Annotated in this window: 16 protein-coding genes; 5 read left to right on the top strand and 11 right to left on the bottom strand. The window is 69.6% G+C overall.

The window, feature by feature from the left end; all coding sequences use genetic code 11:
* Positions 1-69: 69 nt before the first annotated feature.
* Both AB0269_RS03330 and AB0269_RS03325 read left to right on the top strand, forming a co-directional pair.
* Positions 70-768, top strand: a complete 699-nt coding sequence (locus AB0269_RS03330) for a YcnI family protein (protein ID WP_366209809.1) — start codon at positions 70-72, stop codon at positions 766-768.
* Between the two features lie 84 nt (positions 769-852).
* Positions 853-2,466: a UDP-N-acetylmuramoyl-L-alanyl-D-glutamate--2,6-diaminopimelate ligase gene (locus tag AB0269_RS03325; protein ID WP_366209807.1), complete on the top strand. Its 1,614-nt coding sequence runs from the start codon at positions 853-855 to the stop codon at positions 2,464-2,466.
* A 39-nt stretch (positions 2,467-2,505) separates the two neighbouring features.
* Here AB0269_RS03325 and dxr read toward each other — a convergent pair whose 3' ends face one another.
* Both dxr and AB0269_RS03315 read right to left on the bottom strand, forming a co-directional pair.
* Positions 2,506-3,588, bottom strand: a complete 1,083-nt coding sequence (dxr, locus tag AB0269_RS03320; protein WP_366209806.1) for a 1-deoxy-D-xylulose-5-phosphate reductoisomerase — start codon at positions 3,586-3,588, stop codon at positions 2,506-2,508.
* A 28-nt stretch (positions 3,589-3,616) separates the two neighbouring features.
* A complete protein-coding gene (locus tag AB0269_RS03315; RefSeq protein WP_366209804.1) occupies positions 3,617-4,564 on the bottom strand; it encodes an FKBP-type peptidyl-prolyl cis-trans isomerase in 948 nt (315 codons plus the stop codon).
* A gap of 124 nt (positions 4,565-4,688) precedes the next feature.
* On the opposite strand from AB0269_RS03315, the gene AB0269_RS03310 reads away from it, so the two are divergent.
* The gene (locus AB0269_RS03310; RefSeq protein WP_366209802.1) at positions 4,689-5,492 is read left to right on the top strand and encodes a lysophospholipid acyltransferase family protein; all 804 of its coding nucleotides are present in this window, start codon (positions 4,689-4,691) and stop codon (positions 5,490-5,492) included.
* A 20-nt stretch (positions 5,493-5,512) separates the two neighbouring features.
* On the opposite strand, the gene AB0269_RS03305 is transcribed toward AB0269_RS03310, so the two are convergent.
* Positions 5,513-5,986 (bottom strand): OsmC family protein, encoded by a 474-nt coding sequence (locus AB0269_RS03305; protein ID WP_366209800.1) that lies wholly within the window; start codon positions 5,984-5,986, stop codon positions 5,513-5,515.
* Positions 5,987-6,045: 59 nt separating this feature from the next.
* On the opposite strand from AB0269_RS03305, the gene AB0269_RS03300 reads away from it, so the two are divergent.
* Together AB0269_RS03300 and ald are read left to right on the top strand one after the other, a co-directional pair.
* Positions 6,046-7,041: an asparaginase gene (locus tag AB0269_RS03300; RefSeq protein WP_366209798.1), complete on the top strand. Its 996-nt coding sequence runs from the start codon at positions 6,046-6,048 to the stop codon at positions 7,039-7,041.
* 58 nt (positions 7,042-7,099) lie between these two features.
* Complete coding sequence (gene ald, locus AB0269_RS03295) at positions 7,100-8,212, top strand: alanine dehydrogenase (RefSeq protein ID WP_366209796.1); 1,113 nt, start codon at positions 7,100-7,102, stop codon at positions 8,210-8,212.
* 11 nt (positions 8,213-8,223) lie between these two features.
* Here the strand turns inward: ald and AB0269_RS03290 are convergent, their stop codons facing one another.
* From AB0269_RS03290 to atpA, 8 genes are all read right to left on the bottom strand, one after another.
* Entirely contained in the window at positions 8,224-10,986 is a 2,763-nt protein-coding gene (locus tag AB0269_RS03290) for an FtsK/SpoIIIE domain-containing protein (protein ID WP_366209794.1), read from the bottom strand.
* Positions 10,987-11,042: 56 nt separating this feature from the next.
* Positions 11,043-11,894, bottom strand: coding sequence for a protein phosphatase 2C domain-containing protein (locus tag AB0269_RS03285; protein ID WP_366209792.1), 852 nt, complete (start codon positions 11,892-11,894; stop codon positions 11,043-11,045).
* A gap of 111 nt (positions 11,895-12,005) precedes the next feature.
* Positions 12,006-12,809, bottom strand: coding sequence for a DUF5684 domain-containing protein (locus tag AB0269_RS03280; RefSeq protein WP_366209790.1), 804 nt, complete (start codon positions 12,807-12,809; stop codon positions 12,006-12,008).
* Positions 12,810-12,899: 90 nt separating this feature from the next.
* Positions 12,900-13,646: a peroxide stress protein YaaA gene (yaaA, locus tag AB0269_RS03275; protein WP_366209788.1), complete on the bottom strand. Its 747-nt coding sequence runs from the start codon at positions 13,644-13,646 to the stop codon at positions 12,900-12,902.
* Between the two features lie 90 nt (positions 13,647-13,736).
* Complete coding sequence (locus tag AB0269_RS03270; protein ID WP_366209786.1) at positions 13,737-13,997, bottom strand: F0F1 ATP synthase subunit epsilon; 261 nt, start codon at positions 13,995-13,997, stop codon at positions 13,737-13,739.
* 2 nt (positions 13,998-13,999) lie between these two features.
* Entirely contained in the window at positions 14,000-15,451 is a 1,452-nt protein-coding gene (atpD, locus tag AB0269_RS03265) for a F0F1 ATP synthase subunit beta (protein ID WP_366209784.1), read from the bottom strand.
* A gap of 23 nt (positions 15,452-15,474) precedes the next feature.
* The gene (locus AB0269_RS03260) at positions 15,475-16,377 is read right to left on the bottom strand and encodes a F0F1 ATP synthase subunit gamma (RefSeq protein WP_366209782.1); all 903 of its coding nucleotides are present in this window, start codon (positions 16,375-16,377) and stop codon (positions 15,475-15,477) included.
* 20 nt (positions 16,378-16,397) lie between these two features.
* Positions 16,398-18,038, bottom strand: a complete 1,641-nt coding sequence (gene atpA, locus AB0269_RS03255; RefSeq protein ID WP_366209780.1) for a F0F1 ATP synthase subunit alpha — start codon at positions 18,036-18,038, stop codon at positions 16,398-16,400.
* Positions 18,039-18,074: the final 36 nt, after the last annotated feature.

Here is an 18,074-nt window from a genome sequence, read left to right as displayed (position 1 = left end):
GCGACGCCGTCGGCGCGCCCGCACGCAGCGCGCGCACCGGCGCGGCGCTGCACCTGCACAGGAGAAACCATGTCGAAATCCATCACCCGCCGCGGCGCGCTCGCAGCCGCACTCGCAGCCGGCCTCGTCCTCACCGCACCCGCTGCCGCACAGGCCCACGTCGGGGTCAGCCCGGACAGCGTCACCCCCGAGGGCTCCGCAGTCCTGACGTTCTCGTTCACGCACGGATGCGAGAACTCCCCCACGACGGCGATGCGGATCACGATGCCGGACGGACTCACCTCCGTGTCCCCGACGGTCGACGCGATGTGGGACGTCGCCGTCGAGCGCGCCGACAACGGCCTCGTCTCCGCCGTCACGTACACCGCCACGACACCCGTCGCGCATGATCTGCGCGGCGCCGTGACCATGGCGGTGAGCGTCGGAGAGGACGCGCCGGAGTCCCTCGTGTTCCCCGTCGAGCAGCAGTGCGAGACGGGTGCGAACGCGTGGACGGAGGTCGCGGAGGACGGTCAGGATCCGCACGACCTCGACTCCCCCGCTCCCGTCGTGACGGTCGCCGCCGATGCGGAGGCGGATGCCGGTCACGGCGACCACGGCGCGGCGGGATCCGACGCGGCAGAGTCCGACGCGGCAGAAACGACCGGCGCCGCGGAGAGCGAGGATGTCGCACCCGTGGCAGGCATCATCCTCGGATCCGCGGGACTGCTCGCCGGCGTCGCCGCGCTCGTGGTCGCGATCCGCACCTCCCGCCGGAACGCGGGGTGACCCAAGCGGTCTGACATGAACGAGGGCGCGCCGGGCACCGGCCCGGCGCGCTCCCCGGAGCGCGCGTGAGATCATGTGAAGGCTATGTCTACTCAGCCCAGCCTCCCTCCCGTGCTCCGCCCGGAAGCCCCGCCACAGCGGGCCCTGGCGGACCTCGCCGCTCGATTCGGAACCGCCACCCGCGGTGAGATCGACGGCGTCTCTCTGACCGGCATCACCCTCGCGACCGCGGACCTGCGCACCGGCGAGGTGTTCGTCGCGATCCGCGGCGTCAACCAGCACGGTGCGGTCTTCGCGGCCACGGCCGCCGAGAAGGGCGCGGTCGCGATCGTCACCGACGCCGATGGCGCCGAGATCGCCGCGGATGCCGGGCTTCCGATCGTCGTCGTCGACGACCCGCGCGGCATCCTCGGAGCCCTGAGCGCCTGGGTGTACGGCACGGGAGCCGACGACCGGCTGCCGCTGCTGTTCGGCACCACGGGCACGAACGGCAAGACCAGCGTCACCCACCTGCTCGAGGGCATCCTCGGCCAGCTGGGCGTCGTGACGGGTCTGTCCTCCACCGCGGAGCGCCACATCGCCGGCGAGGTCATCATCTCCAGGCTCACCACGCCGGAGGCCTCCGAGACCCACGCCCTGCTCGCTCTCATGCGCGAGCGGAACGTCGAGGCCGTCGCGGTCGAGGTCAGCGCGCAGGCGCTCTCGCGCAGGCGCGTCGACGGGATCGTGTTCGACGTCGCCGGTTTCACGAATCTCTCGCACGACCACCTCGACGACTACGCCGACATGACGGAATACTTCGAGGCGAAACTGCCGTTGTTCCGCCCCGACCGGTCGCGTCGCGCCGTGATCTCGCTGGACTCCGCCTTCGGAGCCGACGTCGTCGCCGCATGCGAGGTTCCCGTCGTCACGGTCGGCACGCCGGCGATCGCCGCCGACGCCGAGGCCGCTGCACGGGCCGACTGGGTCGTCACGATCGACGAGGAGCGCCAGCGCGGCACGCGCTTCACCATGACCGGACCCGAGGGCCGCACCCTGACCACGGTCGTCCCGGTGATCGGCCCGCACATGGCGGCCAACGCCGCACTCGCGATCGTCATGCTGCTCGAGGGCGGCTACGCCTGGGAGCGCATCGTCGAGGCTCTCGCCCGTGACGGACGCATCGAAGCGTATCTGCCGGGTCGCACCGAGCTCGTCTCGGGCGAGCGCGGCCCCGCGGTGTACGTCGACTTCGGGCACACGCCGGATGCGTTCGTCAAGACGCTCGCCGCAGTCCGCCGCGTGACGCCGGGCAAGGTCCTGATGCTCTTCGGCGCCGACGGCGACCGCGACGCCACCAAGCGCCGCGACATGGGGCGCACGGCCGTCGAGGGCAGCGACATCCTGGTCATCACCGACCACCACCCCCGGTTCGAGGATCCGACGTCGATCCGCGCCACGCTCCTCGAGGGCGCCCGTTCCGCGCAGTCGGATGCCGAGATCCACGAGTTCTCACCGCCGGAAGCGGCGATCACCGCTGCTGTCGGCATGGTCACGGACGGCGACGCGATCCTCTGGGCCGGCCCCGGCCACCAGGACTACCGCGACATCCGCGGCGTCCGCACGCCCTATTCGGCGCGCGAACTGGCGCGCCGCGCTGTGCGGGATGCCGGATGGCCCGTGCCGGAGCCGCACTGGCCCGTGCCGTACGAGGACTGAGCGGCTCGGCCTGGAGCTACTGCGCGACTCGGCCTGGTGCTACTGCGCGGCGATGAGGCGATCGGCCGTCGCGCGGGCCCACGCCTCGGCATCCGCCAGCGACTCGACCGTCAGCGCGTCGGGCGCCTCGTGCGCATCGACGACGCGCGCGATCGTGTCGACGATGCCGAGGAACGACAGCCGCCCCTCGTGGAAGGCGTCCACGGCCTGCTCGTTCGCGGCGTTGAACACCGCGGGGAACGTCCCTCCGGCGCGCCCGACGCTCTTCGCGAGCGCGACCGAGGGAAAGGCCTCGTCGTCGAGCGGCTCGAAATCCCAGCTGGTCGCCTGCGTCCAGTCGAGCGGCTTTCCGACTCCCCCGATGCGGTGCGGCCAGTCCAGCGCGAGCGAGATCGGCAGGCGCATGTCGGGCGGTGAGGCCTGGGCGATGGTCGACCCGTCGATGAACTCGACCATGGAGTGCACGATCGACTGCGGATGCACGATGACCTGGATGTCGTCGTAATCGACGTCGAACAGCAGGTGCGCCTCGATCACCTCGAGCCCCTTGTTCACGAGCGTCGCGGAGTTGGTGGTCACCACCCGCCCCATGTCCCACGTCGGGTGCGCGAGCGCCTCGGCGGGAGTGACGCCGGTGAGCTGGTCGCGCGTGCGCCCACGGAACGGCCCGCCGGATGCCGTCACGACGAGGCGGCGGATCTCATCGTGCGTCCCCGATCGGAGTGCCTGCGCGAGAGCGGAGTGCTCGGAGTCGACGGGGACGATCTGCCCTTCGGCGGCCGCCGACGTGACCAGCTCGCCGCCGACGATGAGGGACTCCTTGTTGGCGAGGGCGAGCGTGCGGCCCTCCTTCAGCGCCGCGAGCGTGGAGCCCAGGCCGATGGACCCGGTGATGGCGTTGAGCACCACGTCGGCCTCGACGTCGCGCACGAGCTGCTCGGATTCCGCAGCTCCCAGCGCCGTGTGCTCGACCTGGAACTGCTCGGCCTGTTGCGCGAGCATCTCGGCGTTGCTGCCCGCAGAGATGCCCACGAGCTCGAAACGGCGCGGATTGGCGCGGATCACATCCAGCGCCTGAGTGCCTATGGAGCCGGTTGAACCGAGGACGAGGATGCGACGCATGCCGCCAGCCTATGCCGTACGGCGCGGCTCACGAGGCGGCGGGGTGCATCGTGGCGAGGATGTCGATCACGAACACGAGCGTCTGACCGGTCAGGTCGTCGTCGTTGATCTCGCCCTCTCCGTAGGCCTCGGCCGGCGGGATCACGACGAGCACCTGCGAGCCGACCTTCTGACCCTCCAGGGCCTGAACGAACCCGGGGACGTAGCCGTTGCCCTCGCTGCTGATCGGTGCGCCGTTCTCCCAGGACGAGTCGAACACCTCACCCGAGTTCCAGCTGACGCCGTGGTACTGCAGGAGGGTGGTGTCGCCCTCGCCGACCTCGATGCCGTCGCCCTCCTTGAGCACCGAGATCTGCACCTCGGTCGGAGCATCCGCGTCGGGGATCTCGACGGACGGAGCACCGTCGTCGTCGAGCGTGACGGCGGGCATGCCCGCGGTGGGCTCCTGCGGCTCGCCCCACGCCGCAGTGGGGACCACATCGAGGACGTCGAGGACGTAGTACTGCGCCGCCGCGTCATCCGTCGTCGGGAAGACGATCGACAGTCGCGAGCCGACGGTCGCGCAACCGATCAGCTGTCCCATCGGGACGTCGGCGGTCAGCTCGACGGGAAGAAGCTCCCCCTCGGTGTATCCGGCGTCGCCGAGCCGTTCACCCGAGTCGCCGTCGAAGGCACTCAGCGCGTACTGCACGTAGTCGCCGTCGGCGATCTCTTCGCCGTCGCCCTCCGTGAGCACCGTCCGCTGCGCCTCGTCGACCTGCTGCTCGAGCTCGAACGACGCCGTCGACGCCGTCCCGAAGTCGCCGTCGACGGTGACGCTCTCCGCGGCGGGCCCGGACGCGATGGTCGCCGAGCAGAGGTCGCCAGACGTCGATTCGGCGTCATCGCCCGTCGAGCCCTCGACTCCCGTGCACCCGACGAGCAGGACGGCTGCGGCGGCCATGGTGGACAGGGCGATGAGCGGGCGAGTGCGCACAGTGATACCTCGGATCGAGAAAGGGAACCAGACCATCTTGCCCCACACGCCTTTGCTCCCGCTGTACGGGACGCACCGCGTCGGCATTCCCGTACCGGCATGCATCGCCGAGTAGCCTGATCTGATGACCTCTGCGCAGTCCGGCATTCCCGAGTCGACACCCGAGGCACCCGCCGCAGACGCGACGGACGACGCCGCAGCACCGCGCAGAGCAGGCTTCACCTACGCGCTCGGCCGCGCCGTGATCGGCCCGCTCGCACGCCTGATCTATCGCCCGCGCGTCGAGGGCCGCGAGAAGGTTCCCGCCGACGGCCCCGTCATCTTCGCCAGCAACCACCTCTCGTTCATCGACTCGGTCGCGATCCCTGTCGCGGCTCCCCGGCCGGTCCACTTCCTCGCCAAGTCGTCGTACTTCGAGGGGCACGGCATCGCGGGAGCGGCCAAGAAGAACTTCTTCCAAGCCATCGGCGCCATCCCGGTCCGGCGCGGGGCCGGGCAGGCCGCGCTGGACGCCCTGGACCAGCAGCGACAGCTGCTCGACGAGGGCCTCGCCGTCGCCCTGTACCCCGAGGGCACCCGGTCGACCGACGGGCGCCTGTACAAGGGACGCACCGGTGTCGCCTTCCTCGCCCTGCAGACCGGGGCACCGGTCGTCCCGGTCGGCCTCATCGGAACGGACAAGGTCATGCCCAAGGGCGCGAAGCTCCCGTCGATCAAGCAGCGGGTGACCGTGCGCTTCGGCGACCCGATCGACGTGTCGGTGCACGGCCCCGCCAGCAGCGGCAAGGCCCGGCGTCTGGCGACGGACGAGATCATGGCAGGCATCCACGCGCTCAGCGAGCAGGAGCTCGCCGGCGTGTACAACGAGCCGCCGGCGAACACCCCGATCGAGAAGATCAAGCAGGCGCTCCCCCACGAGCGCCGCTGACGCGCTGCCGGGTCGACCCCTCAGAGCGAGGTGACGGTCGCCTCGTGGCGCACGGGAAAGTTCACCGAGTTCGCGATGAAGCACATGCGATGCGCCTCGGCATGCGCGTGCTCGGCGCGCTCGATCATCGACGGCTCCGCCACGACGACCTCGGGTCGCAGCAGCACGTCCGTGAACGCCCCGCCGCTGCGGCCGTCCTCCGTCATGACGCCGGTGGCGGCGTCCCGATACGACACGACGACGACGCCGACGGTGACGCAGGCGTGCAGGTACGACAGCAGGTGGCACTCCGACAGGGCCGCCAGCAGCAGGTCCTCCGGGTTCCAGCGGGCGCGGTCGCCGCGGAACGGCTTGTCTGCGGATGCCAGGACGTCGGGCTTGCCCTCGACCGAGAGCGTCACGTCCCGCGAGTACTCGCGGTACCCGCTGGTGCCGGTCCCGAGATTGCCCTCCCATGTCGCCGTGAGCGCGTAACGGTGTTCGCCGAGAGTCATGGCGCCAGTCTCGCATGCCGCACGCGGCGGCGCGCGGACAGGGCGGATAGGCTGGTGGCGTGCTGGAGACTCTCACCGTTGCGGATGCCGTTGAACTCGCCGTCGTCGAACGCAGCGGGTTCGTCGAATCCCGGCATGCCGGAGCCGCGATCGTGCTGTCGCCCGACGGCGAGGTCCTCCGACGGATCGGGAACCCCGACGCGCTGTTCCTCCCCCGCTCGAGCCTGAAGCCTATGCAGGCGGTGGCCTGCGTCACGGCCGGCGCCGAACTCGAGGGAGAGCAGTTGGCGCTCGCCACGGCGAGCCACAACGGCACCGACCGGCACGCAGACGCGATCCGCGAGATCCTCGCGGCCGGCGGCTTGACCGAGGACGATCTCGCGTGCCCGCCGTCCTGGCCCGGCGACACCGCGACGCGCGACGAGATCGTCCGCGAGCACGGAGCGCCCAGCCGGATCCGCATGAACTGCTCGGGCAAGCACGCCGCGATGCTGCGCGCCTGCGTTGCGACCGGTTGGCCGACCGACGGGTACCTCGATCCCACCCATCCGCTGCAGACGCACATCCGCGAGGTGGTCGAGCGTCTCACCGGAGAGCGGATCGCGCACACCGCGATCGACGGATGCGGGGCGCCCGTGCACGCCATCACGCTGACTGGCCTCGCCCGAGGCATCCACCGCATCGGCACCGCATCCGAGCGCTCCCCGTTCGCGCTGCACCGCGTCGCCGGCTCGCTCGTGCGAGCGGTCAAGGAGCATCCGTGGACGATCGAGGGTCCTGGTCGCCCTGACACGATCGCGATCGAGCGCCTCGGAGTGTTCGCCAAGGGCGGCGCCGAGGGTGTCATGGTCATGGTCGCCCCGGGCGGCGCGACCGTCGCGGTCAAGATGCTCGACGGCGCGGCCCGCGCGTCGACCGTGGTCGCGGCGACGCTGCTCGTGCGCGCCGGCGCCCTCGAGCCCGCGGATGTCGCAGGGCTCGTTCACGCACTTCCCCTCGCCGTCCTCGGCGGTGGGAGCGACGTCGGGATGATCCGTCCCGGCGCCGGAATCTGATGCCCTGACCCTGGGCCGTACGATCCCCTCGACGAGGAGGGGTGGAGAGGAGATCGCGATGAGGATCAGCGTCCCCACCGAGATCAAGAACAACGAGTACCGCGTCGCGCTGACCCCATCGGGAGTGCACGACCTGGTCAGCGCCGGCCACGAGGTCTTCGTGCAGTCAGGAGCCGGGATCGGCTCCTCCATGCCCGATGCGGAGTACGCCGAGGCCGGCGCCACGCTGCTGGACGACGCCGCCGAGGTCTGGGACCGCGCCGAGCTGCTGCTCAAGGTCAAGGAGCCGATCGAGAGCGAGTACGCGTACTTCCGCGACGATCTGACGCTCTTCACCTACCTCCACCTCGCAGCCGACCGGCCCCTGACCGATCGCCTCATCGCCAGCGGCATCACCGCGATCGCCTACGAGACGGTTCAGCTGCCGAACGGCACGCTGCCTCTGCTCGCGCCGATGAGCGAGGTCGCCGGACGCCTGGCTCCCCTGGTCGGCGCGAACACGCTGATGCGCTCGAACGGCGGGCTCGGTCTGCTGATGTCGGGCGTTCCTGGTACCAGGCCTGCGACCGTCACAGTGATCGGCGGCGGCGTCGCGGGTGCGAACGCTGCCGTCATCGCCAGCGGGATGGGTGCGGACGTGACGGTCTTCGACACGAACATCCCCCGTCTGCGGATGCTCGACGATCACTTCGGCGGACGGGTGAAGACCGCGGCGTCCAATCCGCTCGATCTGCGTCGCGCCGTTCTCGACTCCGACCTCGTCATCGGGTCCGTGCTGATCCCCGGTGCCCGCGCCCCGAAGCTCGTCACGAACGAGATGGTCTCGCAGATGCGTCCGGGCAGCGTGCTCGTCGACATCGCGGTCGACCAGGGCGGATGCTTCGAGGACACGCACCCGACGACGCATGCCGACCCGACCTTCGCGGTGCACGACACGGTGTTCTACTGCGTCGCGAACATGCCGGGTGCTGTGCCGAACACGTCGACCTCGGCGCTCACGAACGCGACGATGCCCTACGTGCGCAGAATCGCCGCGCAGGGATGGCGCAGCGCGCTCGGGGCGGATGCGGCGCTCGCCGCCGGTCTGAACGTGGCCGCCGGTGCCGTGGTGAACGAGGGCGTCGCCGTGGCGCACGGTCTGTCGTCGCATCCCCTGGACTCCGTGCTCTGACGCGGTGACGCTCACGCGAGTCTGCCGCCGCGAGTCGGGTCGAGGTCGGGGATCACGACGCGCTCCGGAACCCCGCCGTCCTGGATGCTCCACGCCCGTCCGCGGTGCGTGAGGGCGTAGGGCGGCAGTTCGCGGCATCCGGCCAGTGAGCGCAGCTCGGCCGAACACTCCGCGAGGACGAGCATCTCGCCGTCCGTGCGGATCCGCTGCCACAGCGACCACTGCCGCTGCCAGGTCTCCGCGTCGCCCACGAGGATCCGCGTTCCGGTCGGGTCCGGTGCGTGATCTCCGACCGGGACGATCTCCCGGTCCGGGTGGGCGGCGCGGAGAGCCTCGATCGCCCGGCGTACGCCGGTGACCACGACGCCGACCGGCCGCTTTGCGGGTCGCCACGTCGGCGGTTCCGACGCGTCCTGCGACGGTTTTGCGTCCGTCCACGCCACCTGGACCTCGATATCACCGATCCGCGCCCTTCCCGGCCGGCGATCGCGCAGATACCCGTCGTTCTCACCGCCCAGGGCAAGGTGCTCGAGCTTCGTACCCGTCCGCAGCACCATGCGCAGCGGAAGGGCCTCGAGGAGGCGCGACAGCTGCCCGGAGACGCGCCCGGCCGACACCACGAACGTCGAACCGCGCACCGCACCGGATCGGATGAGTACTTCGAGGCGTGCGGCGAGGGCCATGGCGTGGTCTGCGGGAAGAGCGGCGATCAGCTGATCGAGGTCGTCGCACAGGACGAGTCGCGGCACGAGCCTCCCCGAGGTCAGCTCGTCCACCGCGTCCCAGGCGCGTTCGAGGTCGGCGGGAATCCAGAAGGCGCCTTCCACCTGGGCCGAGAGCACGCGCAAGGCGGTCGTCCGGCCGGACCCGCTCCCGCCGACGACGGCGATGCCCCGATCCGCTCCGGGCTGCAGCGTCACCAGCTGCTGACGCTGCCGCTCGGGCTCGTCGCCGAGTCCGAGGATGACACTCCCCCGATCTGTCTGGTCCCGGTGCTGAGCGGCGAGCTCGTCAAGAGCCAGTCGATGCGGCAGCGGCGGCAGCCAAGGACTGGCCGGGGCGACGGACCCCGCCCACTGCGACGCCGCCGCACGCAGGTCCGCCACGCCGGTGAGCGCGACGCGCATGGCCGTCGCCGCAGCATCCTGCGGTCTGCGCACCAGAGCGAGCCCGCGAGATGCGGCTCCCCCGGGGAGCTCTGCCGCATCGTCCGAGCCGATGACGAGCCTGCTGTCGGCGGCATCCGTCACCCGCAGACTCACCCTCAGCGGGCAGTTCGCAGCCAACGCATCGCGGATCACTCCCGAAGCACGCTGCGTGCCGAGGATGAGATGCATGCCCAGGGCACGACCGCGTGCGGCGATGTCGGTGAAGACCACGGCGAGGTCGGGGTGCTCCTGCAGCAGGGCGGCGAACTCGTCGACGACGATCACGAGTCTGCCCATGCGCCCCTCGGACTCGGTGATGCTGCGCGCGCCGAGTCCGGCGAGCACCGTCTCGCGGCGCCGCAGCTCTGCGGTCAGGCTCTGCACGCCGCGCCGAGCGCCGTCCTCGTCGAGATCCGTCATGACAGCGGTGACATGCGGCAGATCGCGCAACGGGTCGAACGCGGTCCCTCCCTTGAAGTCGGCGAGGACGAACGCGACGTGCTCAGGCGCATGGCTCTGCGCGATCGCGGTGATCCACGTGACCAGCAGTTCGCTCTTCCCGGAGCCCGTCGTCCCCGTGACGATCGCATGCGGTCCATCCTCGACGAGATCCAGGCTCACCTCGCCGCCCTCGGACTGCCCGATCACCGCATCGAGACCTGGCCCGCTCGGACGATGGGCGAGATCGCCGAGCCCGACGAAATCCGGAAGCTGGGCGGCATCGCCCTCGCGGTCCGCACTGCCCCGCGCGATCGCCTCCGCCTGAGGCCGCGAGAGGCATTCGACGGCCATGTCCTCCGTCCCCTCGCCGGTGCGCAACCGCGCCCGCGACGGCTCCGCGCAGTCGACGACCGTCGTGATCCCCTCCGGGACGTCGCCGCCCGCGGGACGCAGACGGATCTGCGCGGCGGCATCCGGCGCCTGATCGTCGCCGATGACCACCGCGAGCCGCCACGCGCCTCTCCTCGGCGGACGCGCATGCGGGAACGCGGCGAGCCCCAGCGGCTCGAGACCGTCGCCGGAGATCGCGAGCTGAGACGGCGCATGCTGCAGGCACAGCTGCACGACCAGGGCACGCGCCGCGGCCGCCGTCGACGGCATCGGGCCGCGCAGGCACACGCCTCGGCCCATCGGGACGACGATCGGCGCGTCGGCGAGCACTGCGGCGCGCTCGCGGAACGCCCGTGCCCGCTCCCCGTCTCCGGTCACCCGCAGCGCGCTGCGCCGATCGCCGGATCCGATCACGATCGGCGTCGTCTCGTCGATCGGGGCCAGGTCGCGCAGCGGCGGTTCCAGAACAGCTGCGGCCGCATCCGGGCTCATCTGCCGCAGCGCCCTGCGCTCGCGCGCATGCCTGCGCTGCAGCTCCTGCTCGGCCCTCGCCCATCCCTCCCGCTCCGTCGCAGCGGCCGAGGCGCGGGCGCGGCGGCGCGTCCTGATTCCGTCGAGAAGCGAAGCGCAGATCATCAGCGGCCCGAGCGCCGCGAAGCACAGCGAGAGGATCGACCCCGTGACGAGCCACAGGACGATGCCCGCAGCGATCGGCACCACGGCGGCGAGGATCGGCACCGGCTGGCGACGGGGCTCCTCGGTTGCGGCCGGAAGCGTCAGGGGTTCGACATCCATCCCCCTATTGCAGGGGGTCCGGAGTCACCGGATGCCGTTGTCCACAGCGATCCGGACTATTCTGCGGGTTCGTCCGATGTGGAGGACGAGTCGATCGTGTCGATCTTCGACGTCGCCGTCTCGGCCTCGGGGTCGTGCCCGGTGCGCGCGATCTTCACGACGATGAGCGTGACGTTGTCGCGACCGCCGTTCTCGAGCGCGGCTGCGAGCATCGCATCGACTGCCGCCCCCGGGTCCTCGTTCTCGCGCAGGAAGTGCTGGATGCCGTAGTCGGTGAGCTCCTTGGTGAGCCCATCCGAGCACACGACGAACCGATCGCCGTCGAGGACCTCGATGCCGAGGTAGTCGGGCGGCGTCAGCTCGCTCGCACCGACGGCGCGGGTGATCACGTTGCTGTACGGGTGCCCCTCCGCCTCTTCGGGGCTGAGCCGGCCCGAGGAGATGAGCTCCTGCACCACCGAGTGATCCGTCGTGACCTGGACCAGGCGCTGGTCGCGGAGCAGGTAGACGCGGGAGTCCCCGATGTTGAGCGACACCCAGCGCGGATCGCCATCGGCGAGGTCGAAGAACACGCCGGTGAGCGTCGTCCCGGTGCCCTCGTCGGTCGTGTCGGGATGGGCTGCGATGTCGTCCACGGCGTTCTTGAGCGCGCCCTCGATCGCATCCGTCGTCACCGAGCCGGAATCGACCACGCTCTGCAGCCGGGAGATCGTGCTCTGACTCGCGATCTCGCCACCGGCGTGGCCGCCCATGCCGTCGGCGACGACGAACAACGGGAACTCGGCGAGGAACGCATCCTGGTTGTTGTCACGGCGCCGACCGGTGTCGGTCGCGCCCGCCCAGGTGAGGGTGATCTCGTCTTCATCTGCGACGGCGACGCTGTGCGTATGCGTGGTCGTCTCAGACAAGAGGATCCTCCGGGTTCATCGAGGCGTCGTTGGCCATATGTCTACGTTATCGGAGCCGCGGCTTCCGCATGACGAAGGACCCCCGATTTCTCGAGGGTCCTCGTCAACCGGTCAGGCCGGCGGCTGGTTCGGATCCGCGGGCGGAGCCGGAGGTGCCGCAGGCGGCGGCGTGGTCGGAGGCGTGGTGGGCGCCGCCGGAGGTGCACTGGGCGCTGCAGGCGGCGGCGTGGGTGCGCCGGGCGCCGCCGGCGGCGTGGCGGGAGCGGCAGGAGGCTGGTAGCCCGGCTGCTGGTAGCCCGGTGCGGGCGGCTGCTGTCCGGGAGCCTGCTGCGGGTAGCCGCCGGGCTGCTGGTACCCCTGCGGAGCACCGTATCCGGGTGCGGCGCCGGGTGCGGCTGCCGCGGACGGCTGGACGGGGACGCCCTCCCACACCGTGCGGTCGCCGAAGAAGCTGTTGCCGGCCCACGGAGCCGGCGCGATCTGGGTGTTCCAGCGCGACTTGTCGAACGCCATGATGCCGAGCCAGACGATCGACAGGAAGATGTACAGGACGACCCAGGCGCCCTCCTTCTGCAGCTTCTGCCCGACCCGGTAGGCGGCGAGGATCAGCACGATGCCGCCGGCGAAGCTGAGCAGTCCCGCGAAGATGTTGAGGACGGGGATCCAGGACAGCACGATCGCACCGCCGAAGGCGATGAGGACCAGCCACGGCGACAGATCGCCGAGCTTGCTGAAGACCATGGTGTTGTAGACCGGGACCCATGCGCGCCACTTGCCCTGCACGCCGGCCTTCTCGAAGATCTTCATGTAGAAGATCGAGCTGAGCACGTAGACCACTGCGATGATCAGGATCGAGAACACCAGCAGGCCGAAGGCTGCGGCGATGAGTGCGCCGTCGTAATCGTAAGAGTTCATGAGTCCCTCCGTCGTGAACGATGCGCTGCGCATCGCGTGAAACACACTAGCGTGACCGGCGCGCACAGCAACAGACACACGCTGCCCGTCTCAGGATGCGACGACGAGTTCCACGACTCCGTGCTCGGCCGCATCCCGCAACTCGATGCCGCGGCCGGATGCCCATGCGCGCAGACCGTCGAGTGAGCGCACGCGCGGGCGGTCCTCGGCAAGCGCGCGGACGAGCTCGCCCTTGGACTTCTTGTTGAAGTGGTTGAGCGCGCGCCCCTGGTCGGTGACGACGCGCACATACGCGGAGGGCACCGTAGCGGGCACGGGGCCGAGCGCGACGTACGCCTCGCTGCGCAGATCGAGCACGAACGACGGACCCTCATCCGCGATGGCAGCGGTCACGGCATCCGCCCAGTGCCGGCGCAGCGGCGGAACCCCGGGAAGGGAGGTCCCGGCGGCCAGCCGGTACGCGGGGATGCCATCGAGCGCACCGACGGGTCCGAAGGCCGCCGCGTGCACCCAGACGTGCGATCCCAGCCACCGCCTGGACGCTGCCCCGAGGCTCGCGGCGTCCAGGGCGTCGTAGAGCACCCCGGTGTAGCGATCGATCGCAGGCATGGTCGCGGCGTCGCGCAGCATCCGGTTGTGCTCGATGTCGCCGATCTGACGGTCGCTGAGCTTCAGCACGTGCTGCGCGTGGGCCGGGTCAGCGGACAGGGCCGTGAGAGCATCGACGATCGCCTCGCGCTGCGGTGCGAGCGCGGGGAGGGCGAGGCCCTCGATGCGCAGCGGGCGCGGGCGCCCGCCCGGGCGCTTGGTCTCAGAAGGAGGGAGAAGGATCTTCATGTCGTTCCGGACACGCTGAAACGCAAGGGCCCTTCGACAGGCTCAGGGACCTTGCGTTTCAGCGACTATGCGATTCGAGAATGCAGTATCTCAGGCGATGAGCGCCGCGTTGCCGGCGACGATCGTCAGCTGGTTGCCCTCCATGGAGAGGAATCCGTCCTGCGCATTGGCGAGGACCTTGCTGCCGTCGGCGCGGGTGATGCGCACCTCGCCCTCGGCGAGGATCGCGAGGATCGGCTCGTGGCCGGCCATGATGCCGATCTCGCCCTCGACGGTCTTGGCGACGACGAGCGTCGCCTCCCCCGTCCAGACCTCCGCGTCCGCGGAGACGAGGCTGACCTGCAATGCCATGATCAGCCGTTCTCCTTCTGGATCTGCGCCCACTTCTCCTCGACGTCGGAGATCGCACCGACGTTGAAGAAGGCCTGCTCGGCCACGTGGTCGAACTCGCCCTTGGCGATCGCGTCGAACGACTCGATCGTCTCCTTCAGCGGAACCGTCGAACCCTCGACACCGGTGAACTTCTTCGCCATGTAGGTGTTCTGCGAGAGGAACTGCTGGATACGACGTGCACGCGACACGACGATCTTGTCCTCTTCGGAGAGCTCGTCGACACCGAGGATCGCGATGATCTCCTGCAGCTCCTTGTTCTTCTGGAGGATCTGCTTGACCGTGGTGGCCACGCGGTAGTGGTCCTCGCCCAAGTAGCGGGGGTCCATGATTCGCGACGTCGAGGTCAGCGGGTCGATGGCCGGGTACAGACCCTTCGACGCGATCTCACGGCTGAGCTCGGTCGTCGCGTCGAGGTGCGCGAAGGTCGTGGCCGGAGCCGGGTCGGTGTAGTCGTCGGCGGGGACGTAGATCGCCTGCAGCGAGGTGATCGAGTGACCGCGGGTCGAGGTGATGCGCTCCTGGAGGAGGCCCATCTCGTCGGCGAGGTTCGGCTGGTAGCCCACGGCCGAGGGCATGCGGCCCAGCAGCGTGGAGACCTCGGAACCGGCCTGCGTGAAGCGGAAGATGTTGTCGATGAACAGCAGCACGTCCTGCTTCTGCACGTCGCGGAAGTACTCCGCCATCGTCAGAGCCGACAGGGCGACGCGCAGACGCGTCCCCGGGGGCTCGTCCATCTGGCCGAAGACGAGGGCGGTCTTGTCGAAGACGCCCGCCTCCTCCATCTCGCCGATGAGGTCGTTGCCCTCACGGGTGCGCTCGCCGACACCGGCGAACACGGAGACACCGCCGTGGTCCTGTGCCACGCGCTGGATCATCTCCTGGATGAGGACGGTCTTGCCGACGCCGGCGCCGCCGAACAGACCGATCTTTCCACCCTGGACGTACGGGGTGAGGAGGTCGATCGACTTGATGCCGGTCTCGAACATCGTGGTCTTCGACTCGAGCTGGTCGAAGTTGGGTGCTGCGCGGTGGATCGGCCAGCGCTCGGTGATCTCGATCTGCTCGCCGGGCTCGGCGTTGAGGACCTCGCCGATCACGTTGAAGACCTTGCCCTTGGTGACGTCGCCGACGGGGACGGAGATCGCCTCACCGGTGTCGCGCACCTCCTGGCCGCGGACGATGCCGTCGGTGGGCTTGAGGGCGATGGCGCGGATGAGATCGTCGCCGAGGTGCTGCGCGACCTCGAGCGTGATCTCGGTGGACTCCTCGCCGATCGTGATCGTCGTCTTCAGGGCGTTGTAGATGTCGGGGATCGAGTCGTGCGGGAACTCGATGTCGACGACCGGGCCCGTGACGCGTGCGACGCGCCCGACGACCGCGGTCCCAGCCTCAGCTGTGGCGGTGGGGGTCATATCTTCGTCTCTTTCTTGAGGGTCTATTTGCTCGACGCGAGGGCGTCGGCGCCGCCGACGATCTCTGCGATCTGCTGCGTGATCTCCGCCTGACGCGCATTGTTGCGCAGACGGGTGTAGTCGGTGATGAGCTTGTCGGCGTTGTCGCTGGCGGACTTCATCGCCTTCTGCGTCGCGGCCTGCTTGGCGGCCGACGACTGCAGCAGGGCGTTGAAGACCCGGCTCTGGATGTAGACCGGCAGGATCGCATCGAGGACGGTCTCGGCATCCGGCTCGAACTCGTAGAGCGGGTAGACCGCTCCGGTGTGCTCGGCGGATGCCTCGTTCTCGACGATCTCGAGCGGAAGCAGGCGCACCGTCTCGGGCGACTGCGTCATCATGCTGACGAACCGGTTGTAGACGAGGTGGAGCTCGTCGACGCCGCCGTCCGCACCGCCGCGGCCAAACGCCTCGAGCAGCGTGGCCGAGATCTCCTCCGCGGTCTTGAAGTGCGGGGTGTCGGTGTCGCCGGTCCACTCGGCCGCCGCCTGGATGCCGCGGAACTGGAAGTACCCGACGGCCTTGCGGCCGACCAGGTAGTACACCGGCTCCGAGCCCTGCGACCGGATGAGCTCGCCGAGTTCCATCGCCTCACGGAGGATCTGTGAGTTGAAGGCTCCGGCGAGACCGCGGTCCGACGAGAAGATCACGACCGCGGAGCGGCGGATCGTCTCGGGCTCACGGGTGAGCGGGTGATCGACGTTCGAGTACGTCGCGACGGCGGACACGGCCTGCGTCACGGCCCGCGCGAAGGGCGAGGACGCGCGCACGCGCGCCATCGCCTTCTGGATGCGCGAAGCCGCGATGAGTTCCATCGCCTTCGTGATCTTCTTGGTCGTCTGAGCAGAAGAGATCTTCTGCTTGTAGACCCTGAGTTGAGCGCCCATGGTTTCAGTACCTCACGCGATTACGCGCGACGACCCTTGACGATCTTCTCCTGGTTCACGTCGTCGACGTCCTGAGCGGCGTGCTCCTCGCTGCCGGGGGCACCGATGGACTGGCCCTTGCCGCCCTGGAACTCGAGGATGAAGGCGTCGACCTGCTTCTCCAGTTCGGCGACGGTGTCGTCGTCGAGGACGTTGGTCTCGCGCAGCGTGTCGAGCACCGTGGTGTTGCGACGCAGGTGGTCGAGCAGCTCGCGCTCGAAGCGCAGGACGTCTGCGACCTCGATCGTGTCGAGCTTGCCGTTGGTGCCGGCCCAGATCGAGACGACCTGGTCCTCGACCGGGTACGGCGAGTACTGCGGCTGCTTGAGCAGTTCGGTCAGGCGAGCACCGCGGTCGAGCTGACGACGCGATGCCGCGTCGAGGTCGCTCGCGAACATCGCGAAGGCCTCGAGCGAGCGGTACTGCGCGAGCTCGAGCTTCAACGTTCCGGAGACCTTCTTGATGCTCTTGACCTGAGCGTCACCGCCGACTCGCGACACCGAGATTCCCACGTCGACAGCGGGACGCTGGTTGGCGTTGAAGAGGTCGGACTGCAGGAAGATCTGGCCGTCGGTGATCGAGATCACGTTGGTCGGAATGTACGCCGAGACGTCGTTCGCCTTGGTCTCGATGATGGGAAGACCCGTCATGGAGCCGGCGCCGAGCTCGTCGGACAGCTTCGCGCAGCGCTCGAGCAGACGCGAGTGCAGGTAGAAGACGTCGCCCGGGTAGGCCTCGCGCCCCGGCGGGCGGCGCAGGAGGAGGGAGACGGCGCGGTACGCCTCGGCCTGCTTCGACAGGTCGTCGAAGATGATCAGGACGTGCTTGCCGCCGTACATCCAGTGCTGGCCGATCGCGGAGCCCGTGTAGGGGGCGATGTACTTGAAGCCGGCCGGGTCGGATGCGGGGGCCGCGACGATGGTCGTGTACTCCATCGCGCCGGCCTCTTCGAGCGCGCCCTTCACGGAGGCGATCGTCGAGCCCTTCTGACCGATGGCGACGTAGATGCAGCGGACCTGCTTGCTGACGTCGCCCGACTCCCAGTTGGCCTTCTGGTTGATGATCGTGTCGATCGCGATGGCCGTCTTGCCGGTCTGGCGGTCGCCGATGATGAGCTGGCGCTGGCCGCGGCCGACGGGGATCATGGCGTCGATGGCCTTGATACCGGTCTGCATCGGCTCGTGCACGCTCTTGCGCTGCATGACGCCGGGCGCCTGTAGCTCGAGCTCGCGGCGGCCCTCCGACGCGATCTCGCCGAGACCGTCGATCGGGTTGCCGAGCGGGTCGACGACGCGGCCGAGGTAGCCGTCGCCGACGGCGACCGAGAGGACCTCGCCCGTGCGGCGGACTTCCTGACCGGCTTCGATACCGGAGAAGTCGCCGAGGACGACGGTGCCGATCTCGTGCTCGTCGAGGTTTAGTGCGAGGCCCTGCGTTCCATTGGCGAACGTGAGGAGCTCGTTCGCCATGACACCGGGCAGGCCCTCGATGTGGGCGATGCCGTCCGCAGCGTCCACGACGGTGCCGACCTCGGTCGCTGCCGCGCCCGAGGGCTCGTACGCAGCGGCGAAGTCCTTCAGCGCGTCACGGATGACGTCGGGGCTGATCGAAAGTTCTGCCATTGTCTTCCCTTTGTATCTGGGTGCGCGGTTCCCCGC

The sequence above is a fragment of the Microbacterium sp. NPDC077644 genome (genome assembly GCF_040702785.1).
In the GTDB taxonomy this organism is placed as follows: Bacteria; Actinomycetota; Actinomycetes; order Actinomycetales; family Microbacteriaceae; genus Microbacterium.
Note: the sequence above shows the minus strand (reverse complement) of the source record. Positions and strands in the feature narration are given on the sequence as shown.

What these genes read in the sequence shown, in the direction of transcription:
- AB0269_RS03330 (WP_366209809.1), top strand. Translation starts at nt 70, where the DNA reads ATGTCGAAATCCATCACCCGCCGCGGCGCGCTCGCAGCCGCACTCGCA.
- AB0269_RS03325 (WP_366209807.1), top strand. Translation starts at nt 853, where the DNA reads ATGTCTACTCAGCCCAGCCTCCCTCCCGTGCTCCGCCCGGAAGCCCCG.
- dxr (WP_366209806.1), bottom strand. Translation starts at nt 3,588, where the DNA reads ATGCGTCGCATCCTCGTCCTCGGTTCAACCGGCTCCATAGGCACTCAG.
- AB0269_RS03310 (WP_366209802.1), top strand. Translation starts at nt 4,689, where the DNA reads ATGACCTCTGCGCAGTCCGGCATTCCCGAGTCGACACCCGAGGCACCC.
- AB0269_RS03305 (WP_366209800.1), bottom strand. Translation starts at nt 5,986, where the DNA reads ATGACTCTCGGCGAACACCGTTACGCGCTCACGGCGACATGGGAGGGC.
- ald (WP_366209796.1), top strand. Translation starts at nt 7,100, where the DNA reads ATGAGGATCAGCGTCCCCACCGAGATCAAGAACAACGAGTACCGCGTC.
- AB0269_RS03290 (WP_366209794.1), bottom strand. Translation starts at nt 10,986, where the DNA reads ATGGATGTCGAACCCCTGACGCTTCCGGCCGCAACCGAGGAGCCCCGT.
- AB0269_RS03280 (WP_366209790.1), bottom strand. Translation starts at nt 12,809, where the DNA reads ATGAACTCTTACGATTACGACGGCGCACTCATCGCCGCAGCCTTCGGC.
- yaaA (WP_366209788.1), bottom strand. Translation starts at nt 13,646, where the DNA reads ATGAAGATCCTTCTCCCTCCTTCTGAGACCAAGCGCCCGGGCGGGCGC.
- AB0269_RS03270 (WP_366209786.1), bottom strand. Translation starts at nt 13,997, where the DNA reads ATGGCATTGCAGGTCAGCCTCGTCTCCGCGGACGCGGAGGTCTGGACG.
- atpD (WP_366209784.1), bottom strand. Translation starts at nt 15,451, where the DNA reads ATGACCCCCACCGCCACAGCTGAGGCTGGGACCGCGGTCGTCGGGCGC.
- AB0269_RS03260 (WP_366209782.1), bottom strand. Translation starts at nt 16,377, where the DNA reads ATGGGCGCTCAACTCAGGGTCTACAAGCAGAAGATCTCTTCTGCTCAG.
- atpA (WP_366209780.1), bottom strand. Translation starts at nt 18,038, where the DNA reads ATGGCAGAACTTTCGATCAGCCCCGACGTCATCCGTGACGCGCTGAAG.